The organism is Pseudomonas sp. BIGb0381, from assembly GCF_024809815.1.
Lineage (GTDB): Bacteria > Pseudomonadota > Gammaproteobacteria > Pseudomonadales > Pseudomonadaceae > Aquipseudomonas.
The window spans coordinates 47,140-68,094 of the sequence record NZ_JANUEN010000001.1 but is presented as its reverse complement, the minus strand read 5'-3'; the positions used below and the strand labels follow the sequence as shown (position 1 = coordinate 68,094).

At 59.1% G+C, this 20,955-nt stretch carries 24 protein-coding genes and 1 tRNA gene; 12 read left to right on the top strand and 13 right to left on the bottom strand.

All coding sequences use genetic code 11. The annotated features are described in order from the left end of the window. Position 1: 1 nt before the first annotated feature. From M2397_RS00325 to M2397_RS00310, 4 genes are read left to right on the top strand one after another with little or no spacing between them, the layout of a single operon-like run. Entirely contained in the window at positions 2-394 is a 393-nt protein-coding gene (locus M2397_RS00325; protein WP_122309099.1) for a type III secretion protein, read from the top strand. A 14-nt stretch (positions 395-408) separates the two neighbouring features. After that, positions 409-2,544 (top strand): type III secretion system outer membrane ring subunit SctC, encoded by a 2,136-nt coding sequence (gene sctC / locus M2397_RS00320; RefSeq protein ID WP_131700411.1) that lies wholly within the window; start codon positions 409-411, stop codon positions 2,542-2,544. After that, positions 2,541-2,744 (top strand): HrpT family type III secretion system protein, encoded by a 204-nt coding sequence (gene hrpT, locus M2397_RS00315; protein ID WP_131700412.1) that lies wholly within the window; start codon positions 2,541-2,543, stop codon positions 2,742-2,744. Before sctC ends, hrpT begins: the two co-directional genes overlap by 4 nt. Positions 2,745-2,755: 11 nt before the next feature. Next, positions 2,756-3,106, top strand: a complete 351-nt coding sequence (locus M2397_RS00310) for a transcriptional regulator (RefSeq protein ID WP_145335457.1) — start codon at positions 2,756-2,758, stop codon at positions 3,104-3,106. Here M2397_RS00310 and sctU read toward each other — a convergent pair whose 3' ends face one another. The 11 genes from sctU to sctW are packed head-to-tail and all read right to left on the bottom strand — an operon-like array spanning position 3,107 to position 13,244. Further along, complete coding sequence (sctU, locus tag M2397_RS00305) at positions 3,107-4,204, bottom strand: type III secretion system export apparatus subunit SctU (protein ID WP_131700414.1); 1,098 nt, start codon at positions 4,202-4,204, stop codon at positions 3,107-3,109. Beyond that, positions 4,201-4,989 carry a type III secretion system export apparatus subunit SctT gene (gene sctT, locus M2397_RS00300; protein ID WP_131700415.1) on the bottom strand — a complete coding sequence of 263 codons (789 nt, stop codon included), beginning with the start codon at positions 4,987-4,989 and terminating at the stop codon, positions 4,201-4,203. The genes sctU and sctT overlap by 4 nt, the downstream gene beginning before the upstream one ends. 10 nt (positions 4,990-4,999) lie before the next feature. Continuing rightward, positions 5,000-5,263: a type III secretion system export apparatus subunit SctS gene (gene sctS, locus M2397_RS00295; protein ID WP_065938437.1), complete on the bottom strand. Its 264-nt coding sequence runs from the start codon at positions 5,261-5,263 to the stop codon at positions 5,000-5,002. Between the two features lie 7 nt (positions 5,264-5,270). Then, entirely contained in the window at positions 5,271-5,924 is a 654-nt protein-coding gene (gene sctR, locus M2397_RS00290; protein ID WP_115486563.1) for a type III secretion system export apparatus subunit SctR, read from the bottom strand. Then, entirely contained in the window at positions 5,921-6,934 is a 1,014-nt protein-coding gene (locus M2397_RS00285) for a FliM/FliN family flagellar motor switch protein (protein WP_259242122.1), read from the bottom strand. Before M2397_RS00285 ends, sctR begins: the two co-directional genes overlap by 4 nt. Next, positions 6,931-7,389 (bottom strand): type III secretion system HrpP C-terminal domain-containing protein, encoded by a 459-nt coding sequence (locus M2397_RS00280; protein WP_131700417.1) that lies wholly within the window; start codon positions 7,387-7,389, stop codon positions 6,931-6,933. Before M2397_RS00280 ends, M2397_RS00285 begins: the two co-directional genes overlap by 4 nt. Beyond that, positions 7,386-7,814 (bottom strand): type III secretion system stalk subunit SctO, encoded by a 429-nt coding sequence (locus tag M2397_RS00275; protein WP_131700418.1) that lies wholly within the window; start codon positions 7,812-7,814, stop codon positions 7,386-7,388. Before M2397_RS00275 ends, M2397_RS00280 begins: the two co-directional genes overlap by 4 nt. Next, positions 7,801-9,159 (bottom strand): FliI/YscN family ATPase, encoded by a 1,359-nt coding sequence (locus M2397_RS00270; RefSeq protein WP_131700419.1) that lies wholly within the window; start codon positions 9,157-9,159, stop codon positions 7,801-7,803. Before M2397_RS00270 ends, M2397_RS00275 begins: the two co-directional genes overlap by 14 nt. Next, entirely contained in the window at positions 9,156-10,055 is a 900-nt protein-coding gene (locus tag M2397_RS00265; RefSeq protein WP_259242449.1) for an FHA domain-containing protein, read from the bottom strand. Before M2397_RS00265 ends, M2397_RS00270 begins: the two co-directional genes overlap by 4 nt. 34 nt (positions 10,056-10,089) lie before the next feature. Continuing rightward, positions 10,090-12,183, bottom strand: coding sequence for a type III secretion system export apparatus subunit SctV (gene sctV, locus M2397_RS00260; protein WP_259242121.1), 2,094 nt, complete (start codon positions 12,181-12,183; stop codon positions 10,090-10,092). Beyond that, complete coding sequence (gene sctW, locus M2397_RS00255; protein WP_145335563.1) at positions 12,180-13,244, bottom strand: type III secretion system gatekeeper subunit SctW; 1,065 nt, start codon at positions 13,242-13,244, stop codon at positions 12,180-12,182. Before sctW ends, sctV begins: the two co-directional genes overlap by 4 nt. Positions 13,245-13,506: 262 nt before the next feature. Between sctW and M2397_RS00250 the strand changes: the two genes are divergently transcribed. Further along, on the top strand, positions 13,507-14,058 hold the full coding sequence (locus M2397_RS00250; protein WP_131700422.1) for an RNA polymerase sigma factor: 552 nt from the start codon (positions 13,507-13,509) through the stop codon (positions 14,056-14,058). Positions 14,059-14,109: 51 nt separating this feature from the next. Here the strand turns inward: M2397_RS00250 and M2397_RS00245 are convergent, their stop codons facing one another. Beyond that, on the bottom strand, positions 14,110-14,253 hold the full coding sequence (locus M2397_RS00245; protein ID WP_259242120.1) for a hypothetical protein: 144 nt from the start codon (positions 14,251-14,253) through the stop codon (positions 14,110-14,112). A 143-nt stretch (positions 14,254-14,396) separates the two neighbouring features. Here M2397_RS00245 and M2397_RS00240 point away from each other — a divergent pair. Beyond that, a tRNA-Met gene (locus M2397_RS00240) sits at positions 14,397-14,473 on the top strand. Between the two features lie 575 nt (positions 14,474-15,048). On the opposite strand, the gene M2397_RS00235 is transcribed toward M2397_RS00240, so the two are convergent. Continuing rightward, complete coding sequence (locus M2397_RS00235) at positions 15,049-16,215, bottom strand: MFS transporter (protein WP_259242119.1); 1,167 nt, start codon at positions 16,213-16,215, stop codon at positions 15,049-15,051. A 94-nt stretch (positions 16,216-16,309) separates the two neighbouring features. Between M2397_RS00235 and M2397_RS00230 the strand changes: the two genes are divergently transcribed. The 6 genes from M2397_RS00230 (at position 16,310) to M2397_RS00205 (ending at position 20,913) form a co-directional block, all read left to right on the top strand. Further along, positions 16,310-17,203 (top strand): LysR family transcriptional regulator, encoded by an 894-nt coding sequence (locus tag M2397_RS00230; RefSeq protein WP_259242118.1) that lies wholly within the window; start codon positions 16,310-16,312, stop codon positions 17,201-17,203. A gap of 769 nt (positions 17,204-17,972) precedes the next feature. Next, positions 17,973-18,461, top strand: a complete 489-nt coding sequence (locus tag M2397_RS00225; RefSeq protein WP_131700425.1) for a group 1 truncated hemoglobin — start codon at positions 17,973-17,975, stop codon at positions 18,459-18,461. Between the two features lie 170 nt (positions 18,462-18,631). Next, positions 18,632-18,925 carry a hypothetical protein gene (locus M2397_RS00220; RefSeq protein ID WP_184837963.1) on the top strand — a complete coding sequence of 98 codons (294 nt, stop codon included), beginning with the start codon at positions 18,632-18,634 and terminating at the stop codon, positions 18,923-18,925. A gap of 244 nt (positions 18,926-19,169) precedes the next feature. Next, positions 19,170-19,802, top strand: a complete 633-nt coding sequence (gene nthA / locus M2397_RS00215; RefSeq protein ID WP_131700426.1) for a nitrile hydratase subunit alpha — start codon at positions 19,170-19,172, stop codon at positions 19,800-19,802. Positions 19,803-19,822: 20 nt separating this feature from the next. Continuing rightward, on the top strand, positions 19,823-20,476 hold the full coding sequence (nthB, locus tag M2397_RS00210) for a nitrile hydratase subunit beta (protein WP_065924014.1): 654 nt from the start codon (positions 19,823-19,825) through the stop codon (positions 20,474-20,476). Beyond that, positions 20,473-20,913, top strand: coding sequence for a nitrile hydratase accessory protein (locus M2397_RS00205; protein ID WP_259242117.1), 441 nt, complete (start codon positions 20,473-20,475; stop codon positions 20,911-20,913). The genes nthB and M2397_RS00205 overlap by 4 nt, the downstream gene beginning before the upstream one ends. The last annotated feature ends 42 nt before the right edge of the window (positions 20,914-20,955 follow it).

The window sequence follows — 20,955 nt, the reverse complement described above, 5'->3', positions numbered from 1 at the left end:
CATGAACGACCTGATTCTTGAATGGTTACGTAGCCAAGAGGAGCAACTCAACTTATCTGAAAATAACGACGAAATTATTTTAAAACGACAGGGCCCCTTCATTTTATTGGAAGCTCAACTGACATCCGCGTCTTCAGATAACGCGAGCTTGCAAAGTTGGATGCGCTTGGGCGCGGTCAGCCTAAGCCGCTTTCAAGGCGTATTGGTCCGAAAAGCTGACAGTGAAGAGCTTTGGCTGATTCAAACCCTGCGCGAGGAGCGGGAAGAAGCACAAGTGCTCTGTTGCTTTGAAACCCTGCTCAACCAGCGCGACATATGGCGAGCCACGTTCGCACGCCTCGCTCGCCCAGCCCAAAACCTCAAACCCACCTCACTCCGTTCACTCTCGTACTAACCAGAGAATTGTCTATGTATAACAAGATCCACAAGCGCAGTTGCTTGCGCTTTGATTCGCCTGGCAAGTCGCCCAAAAGAGCCCATTGGCGCACCATACTCCTGTTGCCCTGGCTACTGATTCCAGTGGAACACACATTGGCGGCCATCCCCCCCGAATGGAAAAACACCGCCTACGCCTATGAAGCCGAGCACAAACCCCTACGGGAAGTACTCGAAGACTTCGCCCAGACCTTCGGCACACAGCTTCAAGTCGAGGGCCTGCTGGAAGGCAACGTCAATGGCAAGATCCGCGCCAATACCCCGCAGTCGCTGCTCGACCGTCTCGGTGTAGAGCACCGTTTCCAGTGGTACCTGTACAACAACACCCTCTATATCAGCACCCTCGACCAGCAGGAATCCGCACGCCTGGAAGTCTCTTCCGAAACCATCGCCGACCTCAAACAGGCCCTCACCGATATTGGCCTGCTCGACAGTCGTTTCGGCTGGGGTGAGTTACCCGAAGATGGCGTAGTGCTCGTCTCCGGTCCTCGACGCTACATCGAGCAGATCAAGCAGTTCAGCAGTCAACGCCGTTCACCGGATGAAAAACAGAGTGTGCTGAGTTATCCGCTGAAGTTCGCAAATGCAGCGGACCGCCTGGTGGATTATCGCGGCGAGAAGCTCACCATCCCAGGGGTGGCCAGCATTTTGCGCGGCTTGTTGGAGCCGCGCTCCTCCTCAACGCTTGCGGGGCTGAGTCAACGTCCCACCTCTCAACCCGCGCCGCTCACACCCACCATTCCCCGGCTGGGCAACCCGTTGCTGGGGCAGATGCTCGGTGCTAACGCCAACCCGGCATCACTGGACATCGGCCCCGCGCTCACCCCACGCGCCCCGGTCTCCAATAGTCGGATTCGCGTCGAAGCCGATGTGCGCAACAACGCGGTGCTGATTTATGACTTGCCGGAACGCCAGGCCATGTACCGCGAGCTGATCACCCAACTCGATGTGGCGCGCAAGCTGGTGGAAATCGACGCGATCATTCTCGATATCGAACGCACGCAGTTGCGTGAGTTCGGGGTGAACTGGGGTTTCCAGAACAGTCGTTTCCGCGGCGGTGCCAACGTGTCACCGGGCACCTCGTCGCAGCTGTCGATCGAAAATCGCGATCGCTTCTATGCCGATATACGCGCATTGGAAGCCAAGGGACTGGCAACCATGGTCTCCAACCCTTCGGTGCTCACGCTGGAAAACCAACCGGCGGTGATCGACTTCAACCGCACGCAATACCTGACGCCCGGTAGGGAGAACGCAACCATTTTGCCGGTCACCGTGGGCACCAGCTTCCAGGTAGTGCCACGCGTCATCACCAGCCGTGGGGGCCATCAGATCCACTTGGTGGTGGATATTGAAGACGGCAATTTCGACGAGACCAACCCCCTCCCCGGCAACCTTGACGTACGCCGAGGCAAAGTCAGCACCCAGGCTGTGATGGCGGAAAAACGTTCATTGGTGGTCGGCGGTTTCCACGTGACCGAAAACACTGACAAGCACAACAAAGTGCCTCTGCTGGGTGATATCCCCCTGCTGGGCAAGGCGCTGTTTTCCTCGACCGAACGGCAGAACAATCGGCGTGAACGCCTGTTCATTCTCACCCCGCGCGTCATCGGTGACCAGGCCGATCCGTCGCGCTACCTGCCCCAGGACGACCAAGTCGAATTGCAGGCAGCCCTCGCACCGTTGGCGCGGCGCTATAGCCCTCACCAACCGGTGATCAAGCGCAGCGATATCATCAGCACCCTGGCGCATTTGGTCAGCGGTGAAGTGCCCAAGGCGTTCAAGGCGGCACCGATGCCGCTGGGGCTGAATACCCTGTGCAACACCCGCGACTTGCTGGCGCTGAACACCGAACGCAGCCAGTGGTATGCAGGCCCTGAGTACAACGTAGCGGTGGTGGTGTTGCGCAACCAGTTCAAACGCAATGTGCGTATCGACGAAAAGGAGTGCAGTAACTCCCAGACCCTGGCCGTCAGCGTATGGCCGCGCGCCTGGCTCAAGCCGGGTGAAGAAGCCGAGGTATTTATCGCCATGCGCCCTGTGGTGAAGGATGAACACCTCAGTGTGCCCCGCCCCTCCTTGATCACTCCTGCTCAAAAGGCTACCCCATGAAACACCGCTTATTTTGCGTCACCCTGATCGGCACTGTACTGCTCGTCGCCGGCTGCACCCCCACCTGCAAGGGTGACTCGTGCTCTCGCCCGCAAGCGACCAAGGACAAAATGGTGATCTGGTGGCCACCGCAAATGCGTGTCGAGCCTGGCCCCGCCGGGGAGCGAAAAGACTATCAAACGGTATCACTGGAACGATGAGCGTGAAGGAAATGCCCGACGCACAACGCCAGGTGTTTCTGAACAGTCTGGTGAGCGGCGCTGCCGCTCACCAGCTGCTCGCTCCCGGCATCAAGCTGTGCGCGCTGCAAGGCGGCAGTCAGCCGGGGGTGGCCTTGCATATCGCCCGTGAAGCGCAACAAACCGGGCAACTGCAATGGATACTGGAGCGACGCTTTGAGTACGCGTCGTTATACGATGGCTTTTTCATCTACCTCGATGCCCAGTACGCCCTGGTGATCTGGCACGCGCTGCCTGCAGCGCATAACACGCTGGACAAGATTTTCAGCCGGATGTTATCGCTGGCCAACCTCGGCGCCCTGGACGCGCCTTCCAGTCGCTGATCAACGCCGCTCAAGCTCCGGCAATTCCAGGGTTTCGCGCTTGGCTTCGTCATCCAGCTCGCGCAAGGTGCGGTAGATCAGCGCAACGGCCTGCAAGGTTTCGCGAGGAATGCTCGCGCCGAGCTGTTTCGTATAGAGCGTGCGGGCCAGCCACACACACTGGATCACGGGCACCTCGGCGGCCTTGGCTCGTACGATCAACGTGCGGGCCTCGGCGTCGGTGCCTTTGCCGATCAGTAACGGCAGCGGCGTCTTACCGGGCCGGTAGTACAAGGCGACCGCAAAGTGCGTCGGGTTGACCACCAGCATATCGGCCTCCTCCAGCTTGGGCAGCTTGACCTTCGGCTCCTCCTGGGCCAGCTGGTACGCCAACGAGCGGCGCTGGCCTTTCACATGGGGGTCGCCTTCCATGTCCTTGTACTCCTTGACGACCTCGACCTGGGTCATGCGCATGCGTTTGGCGAAGAAGTGTTTCTGCAAGGCCAGGTCAATCAGGGCCAGCACCAGCAGCAACCCAAGGCAGGCGTGCAGCAGATGGCGGAACAGGGCAATCAGCGCCAGCAGGTAACTTTGCAGATCGCTGTTTGCCAAATTGATCAACACCCCCAGCGAAGGCCAGACCACCAGGTACACAATCAGGCCGATAAGGAACGCCTTGGCGATGCTCATCATCAGATTCATCACCGACTGGGCAGAGAACATTTGCTTGATCTGGCTGACAGGGTTGAGGCGATTGAAATCGAGCTTCAGCGCTTCCGGGGCGAACAGCAACCCGAATTGCATCCAACTGCTGATCAGCTTCGCCGTGATCGCCACTGCGACCATCAACAGGGCAAACGAAGCAAACATGACCAGCCCTTCAACCAGCACCTCCTCCAACGCGCGTACAAACGGCTGGTTCAAGCGCGACATCGGCAACACCATCAATTGCTGGAAGCGCTGAAGACTGGTCTCGGCGGTTAACAAGGCGATCTCACTGATGGCGGTGAGCACCACTAATTTGGGAACATCCTGGCTCTGGGCGACCTGGCCTTTCTTGCGCTGGTCGCGCAGTTTCTTGGCTGAAGCCGGGTGCTTTTTTTCCCCCGAGTCACTCATGGTACTGAGGCCTTGAAGAGAAGCCCCAGCGAGTGTTTCAGGTCACCCAACTGGAGCATGCGCCCGACAATCAGGTCCTGCAGCAGCGCAAAGTACAACAGCACAATACCAATACCTGCCAGGCTCTTGACCGGCGGCGCCAGCGTACTCACCTGTAATTGCTGGCTGTAGACCCCCAGCAACGCAATACCGAACTCCAGCAACAACAGCACCGCAATGAAGGGCGCGGCGTACAGCATCATGTGCGTGAAGGTATCGCCCAGCAGGCCGACAAATACACTCATGCCATTAGGCGCAGGCAGCGGAAACCACACGGTGGGGGGCCAGATCAGGTAACTGTCCCAGATCACCTGCGTCACCGCGCCCAACCCCAGGCTGACCATCAGCAGAAAAATCGCCAGCTGCTTGAACAAGTGCCCGATGGGCGTGGCATCCGGCCCAAGCGAAGGGTTGAGCTGACCACCGGCAAGCGCACCGCGTTGGTTATCCAGCAATGCCCCCACTGCTTCGAACATCCAGAACGGCATCGCCAGCAACACTCCCAGCAACAACCCCAGCGCCACCTCCTTGAGCACCAACCCACCGAGCATGAGCGCCGAGTAATCCTGGCCCTCCAGCGCCGCATGGATACCAGGCGCGGGCAGCAATGCCATGACCATCACAATGGTGTGCCGAGGCATGCCGCGTATGTGCTGAAAACAAAACGCCGCCACCAGGATGGCACAGGGGTAGATACGCGCCATGCCGATCACCAGGCTGGGCAGGAATTCGAGATAGAGCAGCACAGGCGAGGCCTCAGTTCAGGGCCGAGCGGCCGATCATCTCGAAGGTGAGGTTGATCAGTTGGATCAACTCCACGCCAATCCAGCGCCCGGTCATGATCAGCGTAATACCCACCGCCACCAGCTTGATGCCAAAGGGCAGCGTCTGGTCCTGTATCTGCATCAGTGCCTGCACCAGGGACGTCAGCACACCCACCACGACGGCTACGATCAACGGTGGCGCCGACAACACCACCACCAACAGCATGCCCTGTTTGAACAGCACGATCGGTTCCATAAGCCACTCAGAGATAGGAGAGGAACAAGCTGTCGAGCAGCCGCGACCAGCCGGACACCAGCACGAACAACAGCAGTTTGAGCGGCAGGGAAATGGTCATCGGCGAGACCATTTGCATGCCCAGCGCCAGCAGCAGGTTGGAGACAATCAGGTCGATCACGATGAAGGGAATGTAGATCAGGAAGCCGATCTCGAACCCTGCCTGCAACTGCGATAGCACAAAGGCCGGAATCAGCAGGATCAGGTCCTCGCGCTGCACCTCCTGCGCCATCTGTGCGGGCCACAGCCGCGCGGTATTTTCCAACAGATGCGTCAGCACATCCGGGTCCACGTTGCGCAGCATGAAGGCACGCAACGGCTTGATGGCTTCTCCACCCGTCTGCAGTACCGTTTGCACATTGCTCATGTCCAAGGGCGAAGCCTTGACGCTCTCGGCGATCTCGTAACCCACCGGCGCCATGATGAACAAAGTCGCTGCCAACGCTATGCCATTGATTGCCATGCTGGGTGGCACTTGCTGCACGCCGATGGCATTTCGGGTAATCATCAGCACAATCACGATTTTCAAAAACGATGTGCAGATGACCAACAGCAGGGGCATCAACGTCAATGCCCCAAGAAAAAGCGCGAGAACGAGGGGGTCGAGCCCCTGGAGTATCATCGGCCGAACAGCACACGAGATAACTGCAAGCCAAGGCGCCCGTCGACTTCCACCAACTGCCCCTGGCCAATAGGCCGATCACCGTAGTACAGGCCTGCCATACCAGGGGCATAGCCGGCAATACCGAGTATCGAGCCGGGTGCGAGATTACGCAGCTCACCCAGCGTGAGGTTCAGCGTTCCGCAGCGTACATTCAGCGCCATGCTCAACTCATCGAACGGCTCATGGCCAAACACATCCTCCACGGGCTCCCCCGCCTCATATTCCGAATAATGGGGCGCTGCAAACTCTTCGTCCATGGACGTGTCCTCGATAGAAGTAAGGGTCAGGCACAAAAGACCAGTGGCATCGTCAATGCAGCCATGTAGCCGCTGCTTTCCAACCTGTATGTAGCCGCTGCCCTGGGCTTGAAAAAAGGTCTGCTCAAGCACCAGCACATCACCGGTACGCAGGCTACGAGCCTGTGCAATCGGTAACTGCAAACGCCCAAGGGTCACGGCAATAGCCAATTGGAACCGCGTCGGCATCGGCCCGGCAGCGGTGCGCCACGGCCCGGCGTCGCACAACGCCAAGAAAGTTTCAGGGGCCAGCCACAGATAGCCCACGACCCGCGACGCCCCCAAGGTTACGCTGAGCCGACAACCAAACCCCTTGGGCCGATCGGTCTCCAGCAATCGCATATACCCCAATAACGCACTCACCTGCGGGCTCAGGTGATGCTGGAACAAAGCCCAGAACCAGGACTCCGGATCGTTGCCGGACGGGGCCAATGTCACCGGGCATTCGCCCAGCAGGCTGAGCAACGGCCCCGCTTCCGCGAGCGCCAGGACACCACACACGGTTTCGAAGCAGAACGCCTCGGCCCCTGCTGGGGCCCGTCCAGGTTCCAGTCGCAGCTCGCCGTCCTCGCCGGCGACCTGAAACGCCAGGCACAAGCCGCGCCCCAGTCGACGGCGTGCGGCAACCGTGTTGCTCTTGATCAAGGGAAAGCTCAAGTGCGGCACTCTCATGCGCAGCCGGTACTAGGCACAAGCAGGTTGACCGGCAACCCCAGCACTGCCGAGAACCGGTCCTCACACTGTTGCCGCACGCCGCTGAGCCAACGTGCCGTGGCGTCATGTTCCGCTTCCAGCTCGATGCTCCAGGCACTCTGCTCACGGCGAACGCTGGCGTTGATCCGCCCCAGCCGAGGCAAGTACAACACCGCCTGCAGCGGCCATTGGGAACCGGCCTGTACACGAGGGGCCAATTGTTCGGTGAGGGCCTCGACCATGGAGGCACCGGCCGACGCCTTGATTCCCGCTAAGGAAGCTCCCGATCCAGTGCCTTCATCGTTATCGGCAAACAGTTGAGTGAACAGTCGCACTTGTTCCCAAGGCACTACGCCCGTAGCGCCCGGCTCCCGCTCCTCGCGCACCTCACGCGGACGTGGCCGCTCAAGGGGTTTATTTGAAACCTGGGTCATGTCGGCTCCTGAGCCAGAAGTAGGGATAACTCCTGAAGTTTCTCCACCTGCCGCAGACACTCGGTGACGTGCCTCTGAGCACTCCCGACGCGGCTTTCCTTTTCGTCCTGCTGGCCTTGTAATTGCGCCAGTTGGCCTTGGTCCCGCCGGGTACCGGCAGATAATGTTCGCTCCTGTGCGCCCCACGATTTCAAGGCCTTCAGGCTCAGCACCTGACCCTGATGCTGACTGAGCAATTCAGCACTTTGCCGAGCCTCCTCCTGCCGAGTCTGCTCAAGCGCATTCTTAGCCTGCTGGATATGTGCGAGCAGGGCCTGCTGGGCACGCTTGGCCTCACGCAGGGCGCGCTCGGCGCGGTCAGCCCTATGCCTGCGCAGGCGCCGCAGCGTCTCGACTTCGCCGAGAAGCACATCAGAATGGGACATGGGCGGTCAGGTCCTTAAGCAGCTCCAGCGTCGTCAACATCGGCGTAGGCTCGCGCAAGTCCTGGCGCAGGAACCCGTCGACCGCCTGACGGCTGTCCACCGCCAAATCGGTCAGGGCATCGCTGCCAGGTTGATACTCCCCCAGCTTGAGCATCAGCTCGATCTGTTGGTACGCCGACAACAACCGTCGCAATGCCGTACCCGCCTGGATGTCCTCCGGCTCTGCGACGTTGCTCAAGATCCGTGAAAGGCTTGCCAACACATCCACCGCCGGGTAGTGCCCACGCTCGGCAAGCTTGCGGGACAACACGATATGCCCATCGAGCAGCGAGCGAACTTCATCGGCCACCGGATCGTTCATGGAGTCCTGCTCAATCAGCACCGTATAGATCGCGGTGATCACACCGTCACGCGTCAACCCGGCACGCTCCACCAGCCGTGGCAGCAGGCTGTATACCGAGGGAGGCAAACCTCCGCGCCCCAGGGGTTCGCCGGCAGCCAGGCCGATTTCACGCTGGGCCCGGGCGAAACGGGTCAAGGAGTCAATCAGCAGCAATACCCGTTGCCCCTTGCGCCGAAACCCTTCGGCCAATGCCGTGGCCGTGAACGCGGCCCGCGCGCGCTCCATGCTGGAACGATCGGAGGTGGCGCACACCAGTACCGCCTTGGCGCGCAACTGGTCATCGAGCTCATGGTCAAGAAATTCACGCAGCTCCCGCCCCCGCTCGCCGATCAGCCCGAATACGATGACATCGCACTCGACGTTACGCGCGATCTCGGCCAGCAAGGTGGTCTTGCCACAACCGGCCCCGGCGAACAGGCCTACACGCTGGCCCTCGCCAATCGTCATCAGGCCATCGATCGAGCGCACTCCGGTGGCCAGTGCACGGTTAATCCTCGGCCGCTCGGTGGGCAACGGCGCTTCACACAACACCGCACTGGTATCCGGTAAGTCAGCCTCGACAAACGCACTCACGCCCTGCCCCGTAATCGGCCGTCCGAAACCATCCAGCACCTGGCCCAACAGGGCCTCGCTGACCTGGACTCGATGGGATACCCCAAGGCGCTCCACTCCAGCCCCTACCCGCACGCCTTCCAAATTACCCAAGGCACTGAGCACCGCATCCTGCTGATCGAAGCCGATGATCTCGGCGAGCATATAGTCGCCCGGACTTTTTTCCACCTGGCACAAGTCACCGATACGCGCCTGGGGTAGCCGGCACTGCAGCAGCATGCCGTTGACGCGCTGGATTCGGCCACGCATCGTCACCGGCGCAAAGCTGCTCAATGACTGGGACTGGCGCTGCTGCCAGGCTTCAAGACGCGCTTGCAGATCTGCACTCACCAGCGCACCTCGTAACGCTGCGCGCCGTCGAAGACCACCTTGCTGTTGTCGATCAGCACCAATCGCAACCCTTCCACTTCGTCGCCCACAAACAGTCGGCCGCCCTCCTCCAGGACCACGTGACCGTTCGGCCCGCCGACGATCTGCACAATCCTAAATGGCAGCGTGCTATCACGCACACGCACACGGCTGATCACCGGCACCGAGCTGTCGAATTGCTCACCAAAACGGCTGAGCATGCGCGCTACCAGCTCCACGTCGTCCTGAGAAACATCTCCGCTGAGCGCCACCTGGCCATTGATCACTTGCAAGATGACCCGCTGACTCAACTCACGCTCGCTGAGCATCTTCAACAGCTGCTGGCGTACTTCAAAAGACGAGGCCAATTCCTGCTTATGAACCACGGGCTGCATCAGCGAAGCCTGTGCCTCACGCTCCCCTGTGGAGACCATGCCCACTGCCACGATAATTACCGTCACCACCAACACCAGGCTGATCAGGCGCTTTTGCTGCGAGTGCGAGATTGACGATAACTTCATCCCTTGCGCAGGCTCATTGGCCGGTAGCGGCGCTACCGTCGCAGGGGCTGTGGGTTGGGGCCAGGGCTGCTCGGCCAAGGTGACGCACAGGCGCACCCCTCCCACTGAAAACGGCACGTTCAGTTCCAGTTTGGCGATCTGCGCCAGTACCTGGCCTTCGGGGTCTCGCAACAGCCCGGCTTCGGCCTGCACCAACCAGTTGGCGTCGATAAACCGCAGGCGCGCATGCTGCTCGACGACGCTCGGGTCGTTCAGCATCAGGTCAGCGTCCGCGTGAGCGCCAATGCTCCACTGCTCCCCAAACAACGGCAACGCAGCGCCCTGACGCAGCCCGTCAAGCACCCTTAACTCAAACATCAGCGAGACCTCCACGCTGGCCATGGCCAAATACTCATGCCACCGCACCACGCATCAGCTCGTCCTGGCCAAGGTCAATGCGCCCCAGCACTTTGACCTTGGAGGTGCTCCCCAACTCGGCGAATGAGAGCACCGGGACATGGTTGAACTCTTCCAGCAGCAAGGTACGCAAGGGACTACGCAGGTCCTGCGCCACCAACAGCACACTCTTGCTCTTGGCCCTTAAGGTAAAGGCCTGGCTGAGCAGGGTGATCAACACAGCGCTATGGTCGTCGTCCAGCGCGAAAAACACCCCGGTCTGGGTCTGGCGCAATGCCTCGCGCAGGATGTTTTCAGAGTGCGGTGAAAGCAGCCAGGCATGCAGGCCGTCGGCCTCGCTGTACTGGTGGAAAATCTGCGCCTTGAGCGCAATACGCGCGTAGTCGGCCAATGCTTCCGGCTCACGCTCATGCTGGCCATACTCGATCAGCGATTCGACAATCAACCGTACGGCCCGCAGCGGTACACCTTCGCTGGCCAGACGTTGCAGCACTGATGAAAACCGCGATAGCGGCATGATTCGCTGCAGTTCCTGCACCAACTCCGGCTGGTTGTGCTCCAGCCAGCTGAGGATCGACTTGCTCTCCTGGATCCCCAGGAACTGCGGTCCACTGAGCATCATGGCCTGCTTCATGCGTTCGATGATCAGAGTGGTCGCAGTAAAGCGTTCCAATTGCGGGTCATCGAGCAGTGGATCATCCGGTGCCAGCCAGACCCAGTCCTGTTCATCACGCTCAGCCAGCCCGGGTATTCCATGCTCAGTCTCGACCGTCAAGGCGTTACGCTCGACGGCCAGATAGTTGACAACCGAAGCCTTGACCATCGGCACTTCATGCACACAGAAACGCATTTCGTCGGCGGCCAGCGAGTCATCGAGTTCGACTTCGAATGGCGGCAGGGTCAGGCCAATATTGGCAACCAGTGCATTTCGGGACTGGCGAATCCCATGAATAAGCTCCGCCACCTCAGGCGTCCCACGCAAAACCGGGGGGAACAGCAACAGGTAAGGGCGCGACGGATCGAACCCGCGCAAGTCCTCTTTTCCGTTCTCTTCGGGACGCACGGCTTCGGCGGCTGCGGCCGCAGGCTCTGCTTGTCGCTGACGCTGGCGCATCAGGTAATACCCCAGGGTGCCGGTTATCAGCGAAATAAGGATAAATACCCCGGTCGGCATACCGGGCACTATCGCAAACGCGAGCATGCCCACCGAAGCGATTATCCAGCTCTTGGGCTCGCTGGTCATTTGCCGGGCAATTTCGGCGCCCATGTTACTGATACCTTTGCGCCCCTCCGGCGCCACGCGGGTGATGATCATGCCGGCGGTCAGGGAGATCAGCAGCGCCGGAATTTGTGCAATCAGGCCATCGCCGATCGTCAGCACCGAATACAACGCCATTGAATCAGCAGCGCTCAAGCCGTGCTGGAACATGCCCGTAGAGAAGCCGCCCAACAGGTTGACCACGACGATGATCAACCCCGCGATAGCGTCGCCCTTGACGAACTTCATGGCCCCGTCCATCGCGCCGAACAATTGGCTCTCACGGGACAATTGCTCGCGCTTGTCCCGCGCTTGTGTGCCGTCAATCAGGCCAGCACGCAAGTCACTGTCGATGGACATCTGCTTGCCCGGCATCGCGTCCAGGCTGAACCGCGCCGCGACCTCGGCAACCCGTTCCGAGCCCTTGGTAATCACCAGGAAGTTGACCAGGGTCAGGATCAGGAAAATCACCATCCCCACTGCCAGGTTGCCCCCCACCACAAAATTACCAAAGGCCTCGACGATGTCGCCGGCATCCTGCTCCAGCAGGATCAGACGCGTGGTTGCAATCGACAGGGCCAGTCGAAACATGGTGGTCAACAACAGGATCGACGGAAACGACGAAAACGCCAGGGGGCCCGGCAGGTAAAGCGCAAGCACGATCAACAGGCACGAAATGCAGATATTCAGGGCGATCAAAATGTCCACCAGCCAGGTGGGCAGCGGCACAATAAAGATGAATACGATGGCCATGACCACCACCGCGCCCAACACTTCGGCGCGCTGTGCCACTTTGAGCAATACGCGGTTGATGGCCGACAGAGCGGTCACGTCATGGTCCTCGGCTCAGCGGCAAATCGTGTAGGCCCGCGCAAATGCCGGTCCAGTTCATCCACCACCACCACAAGCCGAGCCAAGGTATCCCGTCGTACATGACTGTCAGACCACAAGGCCAAGGGCAACTGCTGGAGCAACGGGTATAGCGTCTGGAGGGCTACCACTTGCCGGAGGGATGAGCTCCCTCCCAGATCATTCGCCAGTCGCAGGACCTCAGCAGCCTCAATGCCGCTGCCGGCGTACGCCAGCAGACGCTGCAACAAGCCCACCGCGTCATGTTCGATGCCCAAGCGCCCGATCAACGCATTGCACCCGGCCAACACGGAGCTCAACTGCCCGCAGTCCCGCAGGCCCAGCAGCAAAGTGCGCAACAGGGGCGTGGGCATTGACGACACCTTGGCCGCAATGTCATCCGCCAAAGCCTCACACATCACCTTGAGCCCGACGTGGAACTGCTCACCACCGTATACACCCAGCAAAGCCTGCATCATCGTCGACAGGGACTGGCGCGTGACCACACTGCTGTAGTAGAGCACACGCAGTGCCTGGCGCTCCTGAGGGTCGAGCCCGGCAGACTGCAATGCCAAGGCGATGTTCAGGCCTGCCTGGATCTCCCCTTTGAAACGGGCTTCAAGCTTGGCAATGGCATCGCGCGCCAACGTAGCCTCGGACTGGCGGACCTCGCTGCCTGCCTCGGTCACCATATGCTTGAGCACCACGAACGCGCGCGCCGGGTCCCCGTCCGCAAGCTTCAGCAATTTTTCGAGAGTAGGTTTGTCCTGCAATTGCTGTCTGAAGAGTGCTAAAAGGAAAGGCAGCTTCTTCTTGGCCGGATGGCCCAACTGGTCATAAAGTTGCGCAAGCTGCGCGGCTGGGGGCACGCGCACCGTCATCTTCCGCTCGCTCAGCGCTCGGCTGTTGAGCTCCACCTCCTGGCCGAACAGATGTGCAAGCTCATCGATGCCCTTCGCGGGTGCGGGCACTGAGGCATGGCTGATAGCCGCCTGATCCAGGGGGCGGATTGTTTGCACATCGTTGTTGGATTCGACTTTCATGGACACGCCAGTACAGGAAGAGTGTTTCCCTGTGTGGCAATGTCTCCCCATGCAGTTCCATCGAAATCCTCTCTCAATACGAATTTGATAAAACTTGCAAAAGCCTTCAGCGCTCCGTGCAAATCATTGCAAAAAAAACCATTGATTCAGAATATTTATATATATAAATCATAAAGTTACGATTTTTTTCCGATTGGCACAGGGAGTGCTAAAGGGACCTGTCGACACCCGCTCGACTGCGTCTACCCTAAGGAAAAAAAACATGAATCTCCCCATTGAAGCTTTAGCTCACCTCGTTGGCAGCTCGCCTCAATTCATGCATCACCTGACAGACGACCAGCAGAAAAAGCTCAGGCGCTTCATTCACAAACGCGTACTCAACCCGGAAGATGCGGATGATCTTCTGCAACTGACGTACCTGGAAGCCTGGCGCAACCGCGAGCGTTTCTGCGGCAACGCCTCGCTCAGCACCTGGATGTGCGGCATCGCACAGAACCTGATTCGCAACCACTTCAGGCGCATGTATGCCAAACCCGTGCATTGCGAATTTGATGAGTCGTTGTGGCATGGACAGGAAGAAAACAACAACCTGGATTGGGAATTTGAGATCAACCGCCGCCTTGAGAATACCCTGAGCGCCATTGACCACCTGCCGGCGGAAATGCGCAGGACGATGTACGCCTCGCTGGAAACCGACGGCAGCTACCAGGACACAGCCGACGTATTGGACATCCCTATCGGCACCGTTCGCTCACGACTGTCGCGAGCGCGCGAACAGCTCAAGCGCACCACCCAGAACCCGTTTCAATCGTAAATCCGGCTGACTGGCCAAGCGTTGGGCGACAGGGATATCTGCCCAACCGAATCAGACCTTTTTCGTGCGTGCCAGGAAGATCAGCAATAGTCCTGACAGCGCCGCACTGATCCCGCCACGACCGAACATCAGCCCAACTGCCAGCAGGGTCAACGAGCTGGTTTGCCCGGCAGTCGAGGAATTGCTTGACGTCATGGGGGTCACTTCACAGCAGACGCGAATCAGCAACCACTCGTCGCCCAAGTCGCGCGTTTCCGATAAACAATTGAAAGCGTAGATAAAAACTCAAAATAAATGCTTGACGCATTCCCGTTCTACGCGAATAATGCGCGCCACTTGGCTACATAGCTCAGTTGGTTAGAGCATAGCATTCATAATGCTGGGGTCCGGGGTTCAAGTCCCTGTGTAGCCACCAAGTACCGATCCATAGATGTCTACAGCAGTCTATGAATCACCTCAAGAAGCCCGCCTAGTGCGGGCTTTCTTGTTTCTGAATGTCCAAGCTGATCCACCCGAATCCTTCACATCCTGTATGCCCCCATGCATGCTTCAATAAAAATTGAGCTGAAGGCATACAAGGATGGAACGCACGGATATCAAACGACGCCCTCTCGCTGACACGACACTTTCCAGCCTGGAGCCTGAGGCCGGGGCATACCGCGAACTAGAGCATGCATCTAGATCAAACCTGAAATTTATCGGCAGGTACCGGTGATGGGAAATACGACCCTAAGCACGTATATTTTTCGAGCGGTGTAACACGAAGCCCAACACTTCCCGGTGCTCATTAATGAGGTGTCAAGGAAGGAAGATGAGGGGTCTTAACGCGGGCCTTAGGCTACTCTCCAACCGCCATATCAGGCTCCATTCTAAGTGTTCCCGTGGGCAGCAAGGCGCGTGTTGATCGGCGATTCAGCCAATCCACTGTGGTCATGCCCAAAACACGATGAAAGTCACGGAGCAACTAAGCGACTGGCGCTCACATCAAGGTCACACCACCGCAGTTGCAATCTTTCTGGAACGCCACGCAAACGCCAACACCATCAGCAGCCCTAGCCCCGCCACCGCCGCTCCGGCCAGGGAAATCGCCGGATAACCTAGCCCGGCATTGATCACCGCGCCGCCCAGCGCCGCACCAATCGCATTGCCGAAGTTAAACGCACCGATGTTCACCGCCGAGGCCAGATTGGGCGCCTCCTTGGCAGCTTCCATGACGCGCATCTGCAGCGGCGGCACCAGGGCGAAACTGGCGATACCCCATATCAGGATGGCAACGGCCGCCGGCAGCGGCCAACGCATCAGTACCGTAAACGCCAGCAACACGAGAATCAGCACGCTCAGCGAAACGATCAGGGTGCGATCTATCGAGCGATCAGCGGCCTTGCCGCCCCACATGTTGCCCAGGGTCAACCCCACACCGAACAGTACCAGCATGGCGGTGATGTAGGCAGTGGACGCATGGGTCTCGCTGCTGAGGATCGGCGCGATGTAGGTGAAGACGGTAAACATTGCGCCCGAGCCGACTACCGTGAGGGCCAACGCGCCCAGCACCGGGCCACGGCCCAGTACCCGAATTTCAGCCATTACACCAACGCTTGGCGGCGCCTTCAGGTTGGGCAGGGCGAACCACAACGCGGCCATAGCCACCACACCGAGGCCGGTAATACCCCAGAATGCTGTGCGCCAGCCGAACAGTTCGCCAAACCAGGCGGCCAGCGGCACACCGCCGATGGTTGCCAGGGTGAGGCCCATAAACATTGCCGCGACCGCCCCGGCACGCTTCTCAGGGGCGACCACGCTGGCGGCAACGATAGAGCCAACGCCAAAGAACGCACCGTGGTTCAGTGAGGTCACCACCCTGGCGATCATGAGGCTGTAGTAATCGGTCGCCAGGGCTGACATCAGATTACCCAGGGTGAAAATCGCCATGAGTCCGATCAGCAGATAGCGCCGGGGAATCCTGCCGGTGGTCAGGGTCATCAGTGGCGCGCCGAGCAGTACACCCATGGCGTAAGCACTGACTAACAGGCCTGCGGCGGGAATGGAAACGCCGAGATCCTCGGCGATGCCCGGCAACATGCCCATGGGGGCGAACTCGGTAACACCGATGCCAAAGGCACCTATGGCGAGTGCGACAAGTGGTGGATTGATACGCATGGAAGGCTCCTTATCTATGCCGCCAATGCTACGATCCAGCGTTTTAAGGCGGTAGATAGCATTTCTGGCAATCACCTATGCGCAAGGAGCACAAATGGACTTCAACGGCAGATCCGGTGACATGCTCGTGTTCGCCACCGTGGCGCAGGAAGGCAGCCTATCGGCTGCCGCGCGTGCATTAGGGCTTACACCCTCGGCGGTCAGCCGGATCATCGCGCGTACCGAACAGCGCCTTGGCACCCGGCTGCTGTTGCGCACCACCCGAGCGATCAGCTTCACTGCCGAGGGCGAGGCTTTCCTGCGCGGCGCCCGGCGTATCCTGGCCGATATGGCCGAGGTGGAAGAAGCCATCGCCGACCAGGGCGTACCCAGGGGCCGATTGCGGGTCAGCGCCGCCCTTGGCCACGGCCGGCTGGCCATCGTCCCCTTGGTGGCGGCATTCAGCGCCCGCCATCCGAACATCTTGGTCGACCTCACCCTCGGCGACGAAGTGGTCGACATTCTCGGCGGCCAGGCCGATGTGGCGGTACGTTTTGGCCATCTGCCCGACAGCCCGCTGACCGCGCGCAGGATCGGCGACACCGGCCAGGTAGTGGTGGCCTCGCCCGAATACCTGCAACGCCACGGCATCCCTCGCGAACCGGAAGACCTGCTACGGCATAACTGCCTGCGCTTCAACTTCCGGCGTGCCGAACCCAACTGGCCGTTCACCCGCGACGGAATAGAGTTTTCCCTGAAGGTCAGTGGCAACATCGAATGCAGCAGTGGTGAAGCGCTGGCACAACTCGCGCGAGTAGGTGCCGGCATTGCGCGTATCGGCGAGTTCAGCGTGGGCGAAGATCTGCAGCGTGGCGACCTGATACCGCTGCTGGAAGCCTGGAACCCTGGCGACCAAGAGCCGATTCATGCGGTGTTTGTAGGTGGATCGGCGATGCCAGCGCGGGTGCGGCTGTTCGTGGACTTCTTACTGGAAAATCACCGGATGTAAGCGGCAGCGTCACCTGATCCTTCCGGCTACTCGCGATACTGTCCGCATCGGGTAGGTGACTTCGCCGGGCGCTTACTTGCTGAACACTTGGCTGGAATGTATGTAGATAGACCCGTCTAAACACTCCCCATGCGACTTCCCAGGGCGCCTCGCCTCCTCCCCCCACACCATCGCTGCGCATTGGTATGCCGAACATTTATACCTGTCCTTTTTAACCAAACGGTTGTCCATTCGAGCCAAGCGCGCTTCATCTCCCCTAGATAATTTTCACTCCATGCCGTGTCCCTACAAACACAAATGACGAGGTGTCTCATGCATCTACGAGAACAGCAGCGACTATCCGATTCATCCTGGTTTTTACAGAGATGGGACATGGCCCCCGAAGAGTTTGCCACTTATCTATTGCAACTCGGGACCTTGGTGCTGCAACGCCGATGGAATGGTACCAATCGTAAAACACCAACCTCCACGGGGATCTAGAACAGCGACCGTCCGTTTGAGACAGAAATAAAGGAGCTCCCAGCAACGGGCAATATCTACTCCCATGGCCGCAAGACCAGTTCCGATGTCGGCATTCTGCGCCTGCTGTAAGCACGGCTTTCTAAGCCGTTGTCCCTCTAGACCAAACGATTGTCCTTGCCAGCAAAGCGTGCACTCGACAGCAGATCTAATTTGGATCCGTCGCAAGCTCTCGCGCCCCTTATCAACCGCGTGGAACGCGACATTCAGCGAATAAGATCGTCCCCAGCCGAAACGGAGAAACCGCATCATGACCGACCAGCAACCCTCCATGGAACAACAGCCCTCCCTCTATACGCGTCTTGGGGGTTACGACGTTATTTATCAGTTCGCAGGTGCAGTTTTGCGGAAGACCATGGGGCATCCCGCTATCGGCCACATCTGGGCCCACATGTCCGAATCAACATTCCAGAAGGAACACATCAATTTTGTCGACTTCCTTTCTGAACACTGGGGTGGCAGCGCCAAATACAGAGGTAGGGACATGGTCACCGCGCATCGCGGAATGGGTCTTACCGAGGTGCACTGGCAAGCTGTGCTCGATTGTCTTGAGGAATGCTACAACGACTACGATCTGGCACCGGATCTGCGCAAAGAGGTCAATGATTTTCTGGTCAAGTTCAAACCAGCCGTGATTGGGAGCCCCTCCTACCGCGACGTTGTACTCGCACACCCCGAAATGGACCCCGCCAAAGGAATGAAAAGCGTTGGGGTAATTTGGCCGAAACGAGGGAAGTAACCTGCAAAAAAGCTGTCGGCAGAGGACACTTCTTGAAGATCATTATCAACCTGCCAAGACTGTCAGGAATCTTAATGAGCAAATTCAGGAACACGCTTGCCGTCCTGGCCATGGCCCGCAGGGAGCGACCGGAGCAATTGCAATGACGACTCGAGGATCAACTTCAATGGTTGGCGGCCGATGTCACAAAACACCAGGACCTCGACGCGCGGGCTTCATGTGCAGCATCGCTCGGCCCACTTGATTATCTGGCGCCGGATACTGGTATTGCTGCACTCGTCGAGGACCTGAATATTGAAGCCTTCAAGGTGCAGTGGCAGGTCAATGGTGTTGGTGCACTCAACACGCTTTCCACTCTGAGTCAGAAACAGATAGACGTTCCTTCTCAAGCAGGTAGCTGTCCTGCTCAAACAAGTAGTTGTCCTGTTCGACCAAGCAACAGCGTGGCCCCCCAATTATTTTAATTGCTCAGCACAATGACAGCGCCGCATCCGAGGCTTCTGTCGATTGGCGAACGCTGTAAGCCTGCTCCACCGCCGGCTCAAAAACGTTGTGCGTCGAACGTTGCTCTTCATCCGTATAAGCAGATCAGGAAACAACCGATGAGTGTACCGATATCCCTGGGACCGCTTTCGACGCATGGCGAACGGTTCTCCATCGGCAAGTAATGCAGGGAGCGATTTCATCAACTTCAGAGGGGGCAAAGACATGAGCCATACGCACGAACATCATCATGATCACGACCACACTGAGCCACCGGAGGCCATAGCGCTACGCGTCAAAGCGCTCGAGTCCCTGCTGACGGAAAAGGGGCTGGTCGATCCCGTAGCCATGGATGCTTTGGTGGACACCTACCAACACAAGGTCGGCCCGAGAAACGGCGCCCAGGTGATAGCGAAAGCCTGGTTCGACCCCCTGTACAAACACAGGCTGCTGGAAGATGGCACCGCAGCCATCGCCGAGCTGGGCTTTTCTGGTGTTCAGGGTGAAGACATGGTGGTAGTGGAGAACAGCCAGACCGTGCACAACGTGACGGTATGCACACTGTGCTCCTGCTACCCGTGGCCGACCCTGGGCCTGCCACCGGTCTGGTACAAGTCCGCACCTTATCGCTCGAGGATAGTCATTGACCCGCGCGGCGTGCTGGCGGAGTTCGGTCTGACGATCCCTGATGACAAGGAAGTTCGCGTCTGGGACAGCAGCGCTGAGCTGCGCTATCTGGTATTGCCGGAACGTCCGGCGGGTACTGATGGCTGGAACGAGGAACAACTGGTCGAACTCGTGACTCGCGACGCCATGATCGGCACCGGACTGCCTAAGAAACCAGATCAAGTAGCCTGAACCTGAGAAGGAGAAAACCCATGAATGGTATACACGACCTGGGCGGCATGCATGGCTTCGGCCCAGTGCTCACGGAAGAGCACGAACCCATCTTCCATCATGATTGGGAGCGCAGAGTTTTTCCGCTCTTCGCCTCGCTCTTCGTCGGCGGGTACTTCAACGTCGACGAATTCCGTCACGCGATCGAACGCATGAAGCCGGCCGAATACCTGCAGTCGAGCTACTACGAGCACTGGCTGCACGCCTTCGAGACCCTGCTGACAGAAAAGGGTGTCATCAGCGCCGCCGAACTGCAGGGTACGGCCAAACCAACCCCACCGACACAGCCCGTCACGGTTTTAACTCCGGACATCGTCGACGCCGTAGTGCTCGGCGGCGCCTCGTCGCGGGCAAAAGAAGATGTCCCCGGCCAATTCCGAGTCGGTGACCGGGTGCGAACGAAGTGCCTCAACCCAACCAATCACACCCGGCTGCCACGCTACGCGCGCGGTAAGGTCGGCACCATCGTAATTGCACATGGCGCGTTCGCTACCCCGGACACGATGGCCCATGGTTTGGGCGAACAGCCGCAGCAGGTCTATGCCGTACGCTTCAGTGCCGAAGAGCTGTGGGGAGTACGGCGACCCGACAGTGTGTGCATCGACCTATGGGACAACTACCTGGAGGCCGTATGAACACGAGCATGCACCACGACTACAAGGCCGTCGGCCTCCCTCTCGACGATGAAGGCCCGGTGTTCGACAAGCCTTGGCAGGCTCAGGCTTTTTCCCTGCTGGTGCACTTGCACCAAGCCGGCGTGTTCCCCTGGAAGGACTGGGTGCAGGTATTCAGCGAAGAGATCAAGGCTGCCCCGGCGCAACCCGGAGAAAGCGTCAATGACGCCTATTACCGGCAATGGATCACGGCCATGGAAAGAATGGTCACCACCCTCGGCCTGACCGGGATGGAGGACATCTTCCAGCGGGGCGAGGAATGGAGGCAGGCCTACCTGAATACTCCCCATGGACAACCGGTGGTTTTGCTCAACGCAAGTTGTCCGCCGGCCCACGGGCACACCTCTGAGCATCTGCCGCTTCGCAAGCCCGTGGCAATCAGCCGAGCCTCTAACTGAGGGCAGAGCAGTTTTTTGTTGTCCTTTTTTACCTAGCAAGCC